This is a genomic window from Mycobacterium sp. shizuoka-1 (assembly GCF_002723835.1).
Lineage (GTDB): Bacteria > Actinomycetota > Actinomycetes > Mycobacteriales > Mycobacteriaceae > Mycobacterium.
Map to the genome: position 1 here is coordinate 68,968 of NZ_BEWG01000022.1, position 13,073 is coordinate 82,040.

At 68.4% G+C, this 13,073-nt stretch carries 16 protein-coding genes and 1 pseudogene; 3 read left to right on the forward strand and 14 right to left on the reverse strand.

Annotation, left to right across the window (positions count from 1 at the left end; genetic code table 11):
• Position 1: 1 nt before the first annotated feature.
• From MSZK_RS06855 to MSZK_RS06880, 6 genes and pseudogenes are all read right to left on the reverse strand, one after another.
• Positions 2 to 1,576, reverse strand: a complete 1,575-nt coding sequence (locus MSZK_RS06855) for a cytochrome c biogenesis protein ResB (protein WP_199203224.1) — start codon at positions 1,574 to 1,576, stop codon at positions 2 to 4.
• Complete coding sequence (locus MSZK_RS06860; RefSeq protein WP_099246179.1) at positions 1,576 to 2,355, reverse strand: cytochrome c biogenesis CcdA family protein; 780 nt, start codon at positions 2,353 to 2,355, stop codon at positions 1,576 to 1,578. Before MSZK_RS06860 ends, MSZK_RS06855 begins: the two co-directional genes overlap by 1 nt.
• Positions 2,352 to 2,948 (reverse strand): TlpA disulfide reductase family protein, encoded by a 597-nt coding sequence (locus tag MSZK_RS06865; protein ID WP_099246181.1) that lies wholly within the window; start codon positions 2,946 to 2,948, stop codon positions 2,352 to 2,354. Before MSZK_RS06865 ends, MSZK_RS06860 begins: the two co-directional genes overlap by 4 nt.
• Positions 2,945 to 3,553 carry a histidine phosphatase family protein gene (locus MSZK_RS06870; RefSeq protein ID WP_099246183.1) on the reverse strand — a complete coding sequence of 203 codons (609 nt, stop codon included), beginning with the start codon at positions 3,551 to 3,553 and terminating at the stop codon, positions 2,945 to 2,947. Before MSZK_RS06870 ends, MSZK_RS06865 begins: the two co-directional genes overlap by 4 nt.
• Positions 3,550 to 4,866: a glutamate-1-semialdehyde 2,1-aminomutase gene (hemL, locus tag MSZK_RS06875; protein WP_099246185.1), complete on the reverse strand. Its 1,317-nt coding sequence runs from the start codon at positions 4,864 to 4,866 to the stop codon at positions 3,550 to 3,552. Before hemL ends, MSZK_RS06870 begins: the two co-directional genes overlap by 4 nt.
• A gap of 161 nt (positions 4,867 to 5,027) precedes the next feature.
• A pseudogene (locus tag MSZK_RS06880) lies at positions 5,028 to 5,423 on the reverse strand (nitroreductase family deazaflavin-dependent oxidoreductase).
• Positions 5,424 to 5,445: 22 nt separating this feature from the next.
• On the opposite strand from MSZK_RS06880, the gene MSZK_RS06885 reads away from it, so the two are divergent.
• Entirely contained in the window at positions 5,446 to 5,829 is a 384-nt protein-coding gene (locus MSZK_RS06885; protein ID WP_099246187.1) for a nitroreductase family deazaflavin-dependent oxidoreductase, read from the forward strand.
• A gap of 4 nt (positions 5,830 to 5,833) precedes the next feature.
• Entirely contained in the window at positions 5,834 to 6,178 is a 345-nt protein-coding gene (locus MSZK_RS06890) for a DUF3024 domain-containing protein (RefSeq protein ID WP_099246189.1), read from the forward strand.
• A 71-nt stretch (positions 6,179 to 6,249) separates the two neighbouring features.
• On the opposite strand, the gene MSZK_RS06895 is transcribed toward MSZK_RS06890, so the two are convergent.
• From MSZK_RS06895 to MSZK_RS33385, 4 genes are all read right to left on the reverse strand, one after another.
• On the reverse strand, positions 6,250 to 6,837 hold the full coding sequence (locus MSZK_RS06895) for a TetR/AcrR family transcriptional regulator (protein ID WP_099246191.1): 588 nt from the start codon (positions 6,835 to 6,837) through the stop codon (positions 6,250 to 6,252).
• A complete protein-coding gene (locus MSZK_RS06900; RefSeq protein WP_099246490.1) occupies positions 6,830 to 7,693 on the reverse strand; it encodes an oxygenase MpaB family protein in 864 nt (287 codons plus the stop codon). The genes MSZK_RS06895 and MSZK_RS06900 overlap by 8 nt, the downstream gene beginning before the upstream one ends.
• Positions 7,694 to 7,825: 132 nt before the next feature.
• A complete protein-coding gene (locus tag MSZK_RS06905) occupies positions 7,826 to 9,928 on the reverse strand; it encodes a cation-translocating P-type ATPase (protein ID WP_099246193.1) in 2,103 nt (700 codons plus the stop codon).
• Positions 9,929 to 9,976: 48 nt separating this feature from the next.
• Positions 9,977 to 10,102, reverse strand: coding sequence for a hypothetical protein (locus MSZK_RS33385; protein WP_255414192.1), 126 nt, complete (start codon positions 10,100 to 10,102; stop codon positions 9,977 to 9,979).
• A 221-nt stretch (positions 10,103 to 10,323) separates the two neighbouring features.
• On the opposite strand from MSZK_RS33385, the gene MSZK_RS06910 reads away from it, so the two are divergent.
• The gene (locus MSZK_RS06910; RefSeq protein ID WP_099246492.1) at positions 10,324 to 11,469 is read left to right on the forward strand and encodes an amidohydrolase family protein; all 1,146 of its coding nucleotides are present in this window, start codon (positions 10,324 to 10,326) and stop codon (positions 11,467 to 11,469) included.
• On the opposite strand, the gene MSZK_RS06915 is transcribed toward MSZK_RS06910, so the two are convergent.
• The 4 genes from MSZK_RS06915 to MSZK_RS06930 are packed head-to-tail and all read right to left on the reverse strand — an operon-like array spanning position 11,426 to position 13,035.
• Positions 11,426 to 11,716, reverse strand: coding sequence for a hypothetical protein (locus MSZK_RS06915; protein WP_099246195.1), 291 nt, complete (start codon positions 11,714 to 11,716; stop codon positions 11,426 to 11,428). The two genes, MSZK_RS06910 and MSZK_RS06915, sit on opposite strands and share 44 nt — an antisense overlap.
• Entirely contained in the window at positions 11,713 to 12,216 is a 504-nt protein-coding gene (locus MSZK_RS06920; protein WP_099246197.1) for a DUF3093 domain-containing protein, read from the reverse strand. Before MSZK_RS06920 ends, MSZK_RS06915 begins: the two co-directional genes overlap by 4 nt.
• Positions 12,209 to 12,592 carry a hypothetical protein gene (locus tag MSZK_RS06925; protein ID WP_099246199.1) on the reverse strand — a complete coding sequence of 128 codons (384 nt, stop codon included), beginning with the start codon at positions 12,590 to 12,592 and terminating at the stop codon, positions 12,209 to 12,211. Before MSZK_RS06925 ends, MSZK_RS06920 begins: the two co-directional genes overlap by 8 nt.
• A 20-nt stretch (positions 12,593 to 12,612) precedes the next feature.
• The gene (locus tag MSZK_RS06930; protein ID WP_099246201.1) at positions 12,613 to 13,035 is read right to left on the reverse strand and encodes a hypothetical protein; all 423 of its coding nucleotides are present in this window, start codon (positions 13,033 to 13,035) and stop codon (positions 12,613 to 12,615) included.
• Between the last annotated feature and the right edge of the window lie 38 nt (positions 13,036 to 13,073).

The following is a 13,073-nucleotide window of genomic DNA, read 5'->3' on the forward strand; positions in this document are numbered from 1 at the left end:
ATCAGACCTTCTCTTTCGACGGCGTCGCGTCAGTGAGCAACCGCTCCGTGAGCTTCTCGAACTCGCTGCCCCACCCGGAGTTGTCGGTGCGGGCCAGACCGCCCAGCTCGACGTTTACCGTACCGGCATCGGGTGCACCGCTGATCCTCGCCCACACCCGGCGCCGGCGCACGATCAGCGAGACCAGCAGCCCGCCCATCATCGACATCGCGAACACCAGCACCCACACCTGGCCCGGGTCGTGCGAGACCTGCAGGTTGACGAACGGGGTCGCCCCGTCGAACCGCACCACGGTGCCGTCGTCGAGGGTGACCTGCTCACCTTGGCGCAGGTTGGTGCGTTTGACCTTGGTCAGCCGTTTCTGCTCGATGAGCCGGGGGTCGAGGGTGAACAGCGACTGGGGACGGCCGGTGTCCAGCCCGGTGTCGCCGCGATAGATGTCGATGGCCACCGCGGGGTCATTGGCCGCCGGGAAGCTCGACGACAGCAGGGTGCCGTCCAGCTCGGCGGTGGGAGCGAACAGGCCCATGATCGCCAGCTGATGCTTGCGGCGTTCGGAGGGGTCCGGGTACATGCCGCCGGGCGGGTCGACGCGGATCACCCCCGAGGACAGCAGCGTGCGCGGGTCGTCGGGGCGCCACTGCAGGGTCTGGGTGCGCTTTTGACCGTCCGGGAAGGTCACGGTGAACGTCGGGGCGTAGCCGTGACCCTGCAGGTACACCCGGTCACCGCCGATCCGCAGCGGATGGTTGACCTCGAGACGGTAGGGCCGCCAGGTGCCGTCGGCCAGATCGGACCCGGCCTGGTAGTCGATGTTCGACGCGAACGACAGGGCCTGTCCACTGGGCAGATAGTGAGCTTGGAAGTCGTTGACCCGCAGGCACATCGGATACAGGGAGGTGCCGTCGACGTTGTTACCGGCCCGGAAGGAGTCGAACGCGGCCGGTGACGCCGAGCAGAAGCCGGGACCGCCGTTGGCGACGACGATGACGTTGCCCTCGTAGCCGAAGAGCTTGCCGACGGCGATCGCCACCAGCAGGCCGAGCAGGGAGAAGTGGAAGACGATGTTGCCGAACTCGCGCAGGTAGCCCTTTTCCGCGGAGATCTCGATGCCATCGTCGGTCTCGCGGGTCACCCGCCGCCAGCCGCGCAGGCGCTCGCCGATACGGGCCGCGACCTCTTCCGGCGTCCCGGCCATCTCGCCGGTGGCGTACTTGGGCAGCCGGGACAGGTTGCGCGGGGCCGGCACCGGCACCGCGCGCAGGCTCTTGACGTGCTCGATCATCCGCGGGGTCAGGCAGCCCACCAGGGAGACGAACAGCAATACGTAGATGGCAGTGAACCAGAAGCTGGAGAAGACGTCGAAGAACTGAAGGCGGTCCAGCCACGGGCCGATCACGGTGTGCTCGGCGAGGTACTGCTGCACCTTGGACTCGTTGAGGCTGCGTTGCGGCAACAGCGCACCGGGAACCGCCGCCAGCGCCAGCAGGAACAACAGCACCAGCGCGGTGCCCATCGAGGTCAACGCGCGCCATAGGGTGCGGACCTGCCTGCCGAGCAGACGCAGAATCGTCATCAGATCGGCAGCCTCACGTCGGAGACGAACGCGTCGCGCACCCAGGAGATGAAGTCGTTCCAGACCCCGGTGACCAGAGCCAGGCCGACGACGATCAGCAGCACCCCACCGATGACTTGGATGGTCCGGGTGTGGCGGCGCAGCCAACCGAATCCGTTGACCGCCCAGCCCGATCCGAGCGCCAGCAGGACGAACGGAATGCCCAGCCCGAGACAGTAGGCGATCACCAGGGCGACGCCGCGCGCCACGCTGGCGCCGTCGGTGGCCGAGGCGACGGCGATCACCCCGGTCAGCGTCGGCCCCAGGCACGGGGTCCAGCCCAGCCCGAACACCGCACCCAGCAGCGGTGCACCCGCCACACCGGCCAGCTGCCGCGGCGTGAACCGCGCCTGCCGTTGCAGAGCCGGGATGAACCCGATGAAGACAACCCCCATCACGATCGTCACGATGCCGCCGACTCGTTGCAGCACAAGCTGATTGGTGATCAGCGCGGTGGTCATGCCGAGCACCGCGACCGTGCCGAGGACGAACACCGCGGTGAACCCGGCGACGAACAGCAGCGCCGATCCGGCCACCCGCCAGCGCTGTGCCTTGACCGCGACCTGACCGGTGCGCGGATCCAGATCGTCCACCCCGACGACCGCCGCCAGATACGACAGGTAACCGGGCACCAGGGGCACCACGCATGGCGAGGCGAACGACACCAGCCCGGCCAGCACGCATACTCCGAGGGCCAGCAGCAGCGGGCCCGCGGCGGCGGTCTGCGCAAAACCGGTCACGGTGCGGACGGTTTCGGCTCGGCTGCCAGCCGCTGCACGACCGGAAGCAGGTCTTCGGCCAGCAGCTCACGCAGGAACACCGCGGCCACCCGATGTTCGCGGTCGAGCACGACGGTCGACGGGATCACCGTGGCCGGGTACTTGCCGCCGAACGCGATCATGGTGCGCATGGCCGGGTCGTAGATCGACGGGAACGTGACCTTGCGGTCGACGACGAAGTCCTGGGGTGCAGTGATGTCGTTGTCACGCACGTCGATCCCGAGGAATGCCACACCCAGTGCACGGGTCTGGTCGTAGACCTTCTGCAGCTGGGTGATCTCCGAGCGGCACGGCCCGCACCATTGGCCCCACACGTTGATCACGACGACCTTGCCGTCGAAATCCTTCAGCGACACCGTCTTCGACGGATCCATCAGTTCCGGGCCCGACAGCGGGCCGGGGGTGCCGCGGCTGGCCGGCGGATCGTAGAAGATGTCGGTCTTGCCGCCGGGCGCGACGAACTCGAACGTGCCACCCTGCGCGACGGCGTCGTCACCGGTGGAGCAGCCGGCCAACACCGTCGCCGCCACCAGGAGGACCAACAGCCGCTTCACTGCCCGGCTAGCTCCGAGTATCCCCAGCCCACGTACTCGTCCCCATCGAAGTAGAACGACGTCAGCGATGCCAGGTTGCACAGCCGTCGCGTCGGAAAGTGGTGCAGCGCTGCGCCGGTCATCGCCCGGCGCAGTGTCTCGACGGGCAGCTGGTGGCTGACGCAGACGGCCTCGTGGCCGGCGCCGGAGATCCGCGCCCGATCCAGTGCAGCTTTCATCCGTGCCGCGATCTCGCGATAGGGCTCGCCCCACGACGGAGAACGCGGGTTACGCAGGTGCCACCAGTTGCGCGGGTCGCGCAGCGCGCCGTCCCCCGGCGACACACGTTCGCCCTGGAACACGTTGTGCGACTCGATGAGATCGTCGTCGGTGTCGATCGCCAAGCCGTGATGGGCGGCGATCGGCGCCGCGGTCTCCTGCGCGCGCTCCAGCGGGGAGGCCACCACATAGACGATGTCGCGGGCGGCCAGCCAGCTGGCCACCGCCTCGGCCTGGGCCCGGCCCCGTTCGGAGAGGTGGAAGTCGGGCAGTCGTCCGTAGAGGATGCCGTCGGGATTGTGCACCTCGCCGTGGCGCATCACGTGTACGACGGTGCGGCCGCTCATGGTTTGGCCTCCGCGGCCGCGCGGGCCGCCGCGGGCAGGGCGTCGGCGATCCGCTCGAAGGCGGCGTCGTCGAGCGCGGCTGAGACGAACCAGGTTTCGAAGGCACTCGGCGGGGCGTAGACCCCGGCGTCGAGCAGGGTGTGGAAGAACGCCGGGAACCGCCAGGTCTCGCCGGCCTTCGCCGAGGCGAAGTCGGTCACCGGCGTCTCGGTGAAGAACACCGACAGGAAGTTACCGGCGCGGGCGACCTGATGGACCACCCCGGCGTCGGTCAGGGCGTCGCCGAGCAGGCCGGCCAGCCGGTCGGCATTGGCGTCCAGCGCCGCATAGACCGCGTCGTCGGCGTTGCGCAGGGTGGCCAGCCCGGCGGCCACCGCCACCGGGTTCCCCGACAGCGTGCCGGCCTGATAGACCGGGCCCAGCGGGGCGAGGCGCTCCATCACATCCTGGCGGCCGCCGAACGCGGCGGCGGGCAGCCCACCGCTCATCACCTTGCCGAAGGTGAACAGGTCGGCGTCGACGGGATCGATTCCGTACCAACCGCTTCGGCTCATCCGGAAGCCGGTCATCACCTCGTCGACGATCAGCAGCGCGCCGTGTTCGGCGGTGATGCGCCGCAACGCCGCGTTGTAGCCAGGCAGCGGCGGAACGGCACCCATGTTGCCCGGGCAGGCCTCGGTGATCACCGCGGCGATGGAGTCGCCGAACGCGGCGAACGACTCCTCCACCGCGGCGACATCGTTGTAGGGCAACACGATCGTGTCGGCGGCGGTCGCGCCGGTGACACCCGGCGACGACGGCAGGCCCAGGGTGGCGACCCCCGAACCGGCGTCGGCCAGCAGCGCGTCGACGTGGCCGTGGTAACAGCCGGAGAACTTGATCACCTTCGAGCGACCGGTGAAGCCGCGCGCCAGCCGCACCGCGCTCATCGTGGCCTCGGTGCCGGAGTTCACCAGCCGCACCCGCTGCACCGGAGCCATCCGGGCGACGATCTCGGCGGCCAGCTCGGTCTCGCCGGGGGTGGGCGCCCCGAACGACAGGCCATCGGCGGCGGCGCGCTGCACCGCCTCGACGACGGCCGGATGGGCATGCCCCAGGATCATCGGTCCCCACGAGCACACCAGGTCGATGAAGCGGTTGCCGTCGGCGTCGGTCAGCCAGTAGCCCTTGGCCGAGGTGATGTAGCGAGGCGTGCCGCCGACGGAGTTGAAGGCCCGGACCGGGGAGTTCACTCCACCGGGGATGACCGCGCAGGCGTCGGCGAACAGCCTGGCCGATGCCGCGGTCGAGGCGGCCTGATCCGTGCTGCTCATGGCCACCAGTGTCCCAGGCAGGCGGCGATGGTCAACTACAGGGTGTAGGAGGTACGGGGATCGTCCCATCCGCCGCGCTCAGCGCGCCCAGATTGAAACCACGCAGGCAAAGTTGGAGTGCACCGCTGCGTGATTTCAATCTCGCGAGACAGGCCGGCCACTCAGACCGGTTCGAGGCCGAAAACGGGGTGGTCGGCGGGGTCGGGCAGCTTGCGAGGTGGCCGTCGACGGTCTCACCCGCTGTGGCGCGGTAGGCCGCCAAAACGAGCGCGCGCTCGGCAAAGGGGCAGTTCAGCGGTAGTGAACCGAGCCGAACCCACCTTGGTGTCCAAGGTCACCACCGGGTTGGCCCGCACGTTCTTCACCTAGTGCGACTCGCCCCGGGTCGACAGCAGTTACCGGGTGCCGTCGACCGCGACGGTGATCACCGGGATCCGCTGCTGGCGGCCGCTGGCGCGGGCTGTCACCGCGAGCGTGTCGCTGCCCGAGACGCCGGTGGCCATCGCGATCGTGTTGAACACCCTGACGGTGAACCACGGAGGCTTGAGATAGGCCATGACTTCAGAGTTTGATTGGGTGATGCAGCTGCCGCAATGGTTGGCCAGGTTCAACCGGCATGTCACCAACCCGGTGCAGCGGTTGTGGGCGGGGTTCGTTCCGACGATGGGCATCCTCGAACACATCGGCCGCCGCTCCGGCGCGCACTACCGCACCCCGCTGACGGTGTTCACCACCGACGAGGGCGTGGCCATCCTGCTGACCTACGGGCCGAACCGGGACTGGCTGAAGAACATCACCGCCGCCGGCGGTGGCCGGCTCAAGCGCTACGGCCGCACCTTCGCCGTCGGCAATCCCCGGGTCATGACCAAAGCCGAAGCCGCTCCTCACGTTTCACGCCTCTGGCGGCCGATCTTCGCGATGCTGCCGTTCGAGAACGCGGTGCTGCTGACGCGGGCAGGTTGATCCGATGCCGCTCCCAGAGCCGGACCTTGTGCGCGTCAACCTGTGGATCGAGCGGTTGAACGCGGAGATGCCCGCGCATGTCTTGAGTCAGCTCCGATACGAAACTGAGGTCTACCGCAATGCCGTGACCCTGGTTGAATGCCGTCTGGTCGACCTCGATCAACCAGGCGGGGACTGGTTTCGCATTCCGTTCGCACGATTACGATTCACGCGTTCGCGAGGATGGGAATTGTATTGCGCTGACGGTAACTCGGAATTTCACGTCTACGACTTGGTACCGCCAGCTGACGACGTCGATGTGTTACTGGCTGAGATTTCCGAGGATCCCACGTGCATCGTCTTCGGTTGACGTGCAACCAGGCGGCTGAACCAGCGGTGCATGCCCACCGCGTAGGTGGATCTGGACTGCACCAGCGGTAACTAGACCGGCACCGCGCGCAGGGCGTCGGGCAGGCTGGGCAAGAAGTGCTTGGTGGCGAAAGCCCTTATTTCGTCGGCAGTTTCGAGTGGCTCCGGACCTGGCAGCAGTGCCGCCATGATGGTGTACCGCCAGATGCTGTCCGCCAGTTCGTGGACGGCCTGCGGCCCGATCCGCTCGGCGAAGCCGGCCGGGAAGATCACCTGTAGAGCGGCCTCGATGCGCGTCACCGCGGCCGCGTAGTGCGTGCGGGCCAACTCCAGGGTGAGCGCCGGCTCGTCGTGCACCATCCGGTTGAGCACGCGGTGTTGCCGGCCGCGCAGGATCGCCTGCGTGAAAGCCTCGACGTAGTAGTTCGACTGCGGCCGTTTGACCGAGAGCTCGGCGGCGATGTCGGCGAAAAGTCGCGCGTTCTCCCGCTCGACCACGGCAGACACCAGGTCGTCCTTGTTGGCGAATCGGCGATAGATCGTCGTACGGCTCACGCCGGCCCGACGGGCGACGTCGTCGAGGGCGACCCGGCGGATGCCATGCTGATCGAACTCGACGAGCGCGGCGTCGAGGATCGCTTGTGTGGCCTGGTCAGGCATGCCCCGCCTGGGCGAAACCCGCTCTGGCATAACCGTTGTAGCGGACCTTCATCGGCAGATGATCCCATACCCAGTTGACCGGACGCGAGCGCCACAGCGCCGCGAACCGCTGGTAGTTGCGCTCTTTGCGCTCACTCCACGGCAACCCGAGCACCTCGCGGGTGCGCGGCGGCATCCCGCCGGTGGTCAGGAACGCCGCCACGGGATTGAACACCGGCGACACCAGCCGCCACACCCACGGCTTCACGGCCTTGGGTCGCGGAAAACCCTTGGTGACATAGCCGACTCCGTACTTGGCGGTCGGGTGAGCGACCAGCACCTCGTCGATCATCCGGTTCCAATACCGCTCGAACTCGGCGTAGTCGGCGGGCATCGGCCGGTCGCTGACGCCGTAACGGCGGTACCACGTCTTGGATTCGGCGTACATCTGCTCCTTCTCGGCGCGCGTCAGACGTTTGACGAACGTGTCGGCGAAGTAGAGCGCCTGGTCGAAGAACGTGGCGTGAGCCCAGAAGTAGGTGTCGGGATCCAGCGCGTGGTAGCGACCGCCGTCTGGCATGTCGCCCTTGATGTTGTGGTGGAAGTCGCGGACCCGGGCGCCGGCGTTGTCGTCGTCGGTCCCGTACACGGTCATGAAGATCGGCGGCAGCGAACGCTTGATCCGCGCCGCGGTGTCGGCGAACCACACCGAGTGGTCGAACACGCCCTGCCCGAGTTCGGCGAGCATGTTCTGCAGCACCGCAGGCCGGGGTCCGATCAGGAACATCCGGTTGTCACCGAAGTAGCGCCACACCAGTGACTGCGGGCCGAGCGGCAGAGCGTCAGTGGCCGAGCGTGAGTCGGCGAGGTCCGTCATGTGCAACAGTGTTACAGATTCCGCACTTTGTACCAACCGGATCGTGATCAGCGTCACTTCGCTCCGCGCCGAGATCGACGTTTTGTAGCGATCTACTCGCACTTCTTGTGCGAATTGTCGGTTTGGGCGACGTCACCTGAACCGCTTGAGCCGCAGGCTGTTGGTCACCACCAGCACCGACGAGAACGCCATCGCGGCGCCGGCGATCATCGGGTTCAGCAGACCCAACGCGGCCAGCGGGATCGCGGCGACGTTGTAGCCGAATGCCCAGAACAGGTTCTGCTTGATGATCCGCAAGGTCCGCGCCGACAGCCGCAGCGCGGTCGGCACGGTCCGCAGGTCTCCGCGAACCAGCGTGATGTCCCCGGCCTCGATCGCCGCATCGGTTCCGGTGCCCATCGCCATCCCGACGTCGGCGGTCGCCAGCGCCACGGAGTCGTTCACCCCGTCGCCGACCATCGCCACCTTGCGGCCGTCCGCCTGCAACCGCGTGATCGCGTCCGCCTTCTCCGACGGCAGCACGCCGGCGATGACGTTCTGCGCCTCGATGCCGACCTCGGCGGCGACCCGCGCGGCGACGGCCGGGTTGTCACCGGTGAGCAGGATCGGGGTGATCCCCATGCCCTTCAGCTCGGCGATCGCCGCGGCGCTGGTCGGCTTGACCGCGTCGACGAGCCGGATCACGCCGAGCTGGGCACCGTCGGCGGTGACGGCGACGCTGGTGCGCCCGTCATCGTCGGAGGCGCGGGCCACCCGCACCCGCACCCCGTCGACCACTCCGCTGACCCCGGTCCCCGGGTCGTTGGCGAAGTCGCGCACCGGCGGCACGGTCAGGCCCCGCTCGCGTGCGGCGGCCACGATCGCGGCGGCCACCGGGTGCTCGGAGGCCGCCTCGACGGCGGCCGCGCGGGCCAGCGCGGCGTCGGCGTCGTCGCCCTCGACGGCGTCGACCGCCATGGTGCCGGTGGTCACGGTGCCGGTCTTGTCCAGCACCACGGCGTCGATACCGGTGACGGTTTCGAGCACCTGCGGCTCCTTGATCAACACACCGAGCTGAGCCCCCCGGCCGGTGCCGACCAGGATCGCGGTCGGCGTGGCCAGCCCCAGCGCGCACGGGCAGGCGATGATCAACACCGCCACCGCCGCGGTGAACGCCGCCGTCACCGGCCCGCCCGCCACCAGCCAGCCCACCAGCGTCAGCGCCGCGATGACCAGCACCACCGGAACGAACACCGCCGACACCCGGTCGACCAGCCGCTGGATCGAAGCCTTGCCGCTCTGCGCATCGGCGACCATCCGGGCCATCCGGGCCAGCTGGGTGTCCTCGCCAACTCGGCTGGCGCGCACCAGGATCCGGCCGTAGGTGTTCACCGCGCCACCGAGCACCTCGGCCCCGGCGCGCACGTCGACGGGCACCGACTCGCCCGTCATCGCCGAAGTGTCCAACGCCGAGTCGCCGTCGACGACGACACCGTCGGTCGCCACCCGCTCGCCGGGACGGACCACGATCACGTCGCCGACCCGTAGTTCGCCCACCGGGATGCGCAGCTCAGCCTCGCCGCGGACCACCGTGGCGTCCTTGGCGCCCAGCGACAGCAGCGCGCGCAGGGCCGCACCCGCCGACCGCTTGGCCTTGGCCTCGGCGTACCGGCCGGCCAGCAGGAACACCGTCACCGCAGCGGCGACCTCGAAGTAGACATGGCCGTGCCCGTGCGCAGCGGCCCCGCTCAGCACCGCGTAGAGCGACCACAGGTAGGCGGCGAGGGTGCCGATCGACACCAGGGTGTCCATCGTCGACGACCCGTGGCGCGCGCTGTTCAGCGCCGCCTTGTGGAACGGATAACCGCCCCAGAACACGATCGGCGTCGTCAGTGCCAGCGCCACCCACTGCCAGCCGGTGAACTGCCAGGGCATCACCATCGACAGCGCCACCACCGGCACCGCCAGCACGGCCGAGCCGATCAGCCGGGGACGCAGCTGCTCGGTCGGGACGTCGTGATCCATGTGGTCGTGCCCCTGGCCGGAGTGGTCGAGCACCGACGCGTGGTAGCCGGTGGATTCCACGGCGTGGATCAGATCGTGTTCGGAGACTCCCGGCCCGTGTTCGACGTGCGCGCGCTCGACGGCGAAGTTCACCGTCGCCTGCACGCCGTCCAGGTCGTTGAGGCCGCGTTCGATCTTGGCCGCGCACGACGCGCAGCTCATGCCGCTCAACTGAAGATCGGTCGTCGTCATACCGACGATGATACCCCTAGGGGGTATGTTGTCCAGTACCTTCCCGGCTCACCACAACAACACCCAGACGTCATCCTCGGGCGGGTCGGGATCCTCGCTGTCGGGCGGCTCGTGGTTCTCGTCGGCGCTGACCGGCGGCGGAACCGACCGGAGGTGCCGCTGCTCGCCGCGCATCACGGCACCATTCCGATGTGCTGCACAGTCCACCTCGTTCCGTGGCGCAGAGCGGGTTCGACATTCGTCCGCCCGCCGGGCCGGCAACGGCCGTACTGCCCGTGACGCCACTGTGTCTCATCCGCCGCCGCACGACATGCGTAGGGCACTACTGGATTTGTGATGGTGGGATGCCCGTTCGGTGGGACACTGAACACACCGACGACGAAGAGATGACCGTGATGACTCTGACCCACATCGAGCAGCGGTCGGCACCGGCCGAACACATCGCGGTGCGGTGCGTGGATTCCGACGTCCACCCGGTGCCGCGGCGCGGGGTCCTGGTCGAGTACATCCCCGAGCCCTGGCGCTCGAGATACTTTCTGTCCCACCCCATCGGCGAGCAGATCTACTACGACGCCCCCGACTACGCGCACGCCTACGCGATGCGCACCGACACCTTCCCCGATGACGGCGAGTTCGCCGGCAGCGACCCCGAGCTGGCATTTCGCCAGCTGATCATGGAGGCCGGGGCCGACATCGCCATCCTGGAGCCGCTTTCGCCGGGCGCCCGGCTGGCCGAGGCGGCGCAGGCCGCCGCCATCGCCACCAATCTGTGGCTCGACGAGCACTGGCTGAGCAGCCACACCAACTGGCATGAGCGCTGGCGCGGCTCGATCTCGGTGGCCATCGAGGACCCCGTCGGCGCGGCCCTGGAGATCGAGAAGTGGGCCGGCCACCCCTACATGTCACAGATCCTGATCAAGGCCGAACCCCGACCGTCGTGGGGCGACCCGCGTTACGACCCGGTCTGGGCCGCCGCCACCAAACACGACATCACGGTCAGCTGCCATCTGGGCCGAGGCAAATACGAGACGTTGCCGATCCCACCGGTCGGCTTCCCCAGCTACAACCACGACTTCATGGTGAGTTACTCGCTGCTGGCCGCCAACCAGGTGATGAGCCTGATCTTCGACGGGGTGTTCGACCGCTACCCCACCCTGCGGATCGTCTTCGTCGAGCACGCGTTCAACTGGATCCTGCCGCTGATGTGGCGCATGGACGCGATCTACTCCGCACGCGCCGCCCACGTCGAGATCACCCGCAAGCCCAGCGAGTACGTCAAAGACCACATCAAATTCACCACCCAGCCGCTCGACTATCCCGAGGACAAGACCGAACTGCTGCGGGCCTTCGAGTGGATGGAATGCGAGAAGATCCTGCTGTTCTCCAGCGACTATCCGCACTGGACCTTCGACGACCCGCGCTGGCTGGTCAAACACCTACCCGAGCACGCGCGCGACGCGGTGATGTGGCGCAACGGGGTGCAGACCTACCAGCTGCCTACGACGGTTCCGGTGCTGGAAGGTCAGACACGGGTGTACTGAGCACCGCCGCGGTCCTGGCCCGCCGGGCCCGGATCACCCCGGCCACCCCCAGCACCGCCAGCACGCCGGCCGCGGTGATCAGGGCCCAGGTCAACACCATCATCGGCGGGTCGTAGGCCACCGACGTCGTGGATGGCTGACCGTCGGCGACCGGCGCCACGAAGACCAGGTGGCGGGACTGCAGACCGGTGATCACTCCGCCGGCCAGCGCCAGCGCAGCCAGCACCAGTTGGACGATGTGCCTCACCGGGCGGTCGCCTTACCTTCGACGAGTTCGGTGAGCGCGGCGCGTAACCCACGATGATTGCGCGCCCACGCCTGGGCGGTGCGCTTCCCGCTGAGCTCGAGGCCGATCGCGGTGCGGCCGCGGGGCACCCCGGACAGTTCGCCCAGTGCCCGCGCCGTCTGCCACTTCTCCAGCGGTTCACGGGATTTCACCGAGTGCTGCGCCTCCGGCAACACCGCAACGATGAGGCTGACCGGGGTGACCTCGGTGCCTTCGCGCAACGCCTCGCGGGTCAGCTCGACGCTGGTGTGTACCCGTGCGGCCTTCACCTGCAGGCCCAGAAAGCCGGTCACCAGCACCAGAAATATCAGCGGGACGACCGGCTGGAAGCCCACCCCACCCTTGATCTGGATCAGCAGCATCGTGATCGCCGACGCCGGCCCCGCCAGCAACCAGTACCAACTGGCACCGTTCTCGAAGAACAACCGCTCCGGCTGCTCGGGCGGCTGACCGTCAAGCATGTGGCTCCGGCACGTACCACTGTTGCGCGGCCGGGCGGGTGACCAGCACCGGCGCGATGATCAGCAGGACCAGGACGACCAGCCACACCAGGCCACCCATCATCACCACGAACAGCGCCAACAGCACCGCGAGACCGATCGACAGCGTGAGGGCCGCTCGCCGGAACCGGGTGTCACCGCTGCGAGCCCGGCCGGCCAGATAGCTCAGCACCGCACCACTGATCACCCACAGCACCCCGGCGCCGCGATAGAACACCGGGACCGCGCCCTGCGCGGAGACCAGCAGCAGCCCGCCCACCATGAGCAGAATGGCCGCCGCCAGCCAGCACCCGATCGCGATCGAGACGATGCGGGGTCGAGGCTGCGGTGCGGTCATGGTCGGGCCAGCCTATCGGGTCACTTGGTGAAGAAGCCGTGCGCGTCCTGCCGGTGCAGCAGAACAATGCCGCCCACGATCAGCACCGAGCCGATGATGCCGGTGACCGCGAAGATCACCGCCTGCACCGTGTCCCGCTCGGTGTTGAACAGGCTGGCCCCGGTGTAGATGACGGTGGCCACCCCGCCGCCGGTCAGCAGGGTCCGCGTCCAGCGATATCCGGAGCGCATCAGAAACAAGAACGTGACGACCACCGCCGCCATCGTCACCGCGAACAGCACCGAGAGCGCGACCACCAAGACCGAGGAGTGCTTGGTCGCGGCGAAGTAGGCGTCGGCGAGGTAGCCGACCACCATCAACGGCAACGCGATCAGCCACAGCCAGAAGCCGGTGTCGACGTCGGCCGGACGCGCGGGCGCCCCGGTCGGCGGTTGCTCGCTCACGCCGCCACCTCGCAAGCGAGGGCGCGGCATGTCCGCCC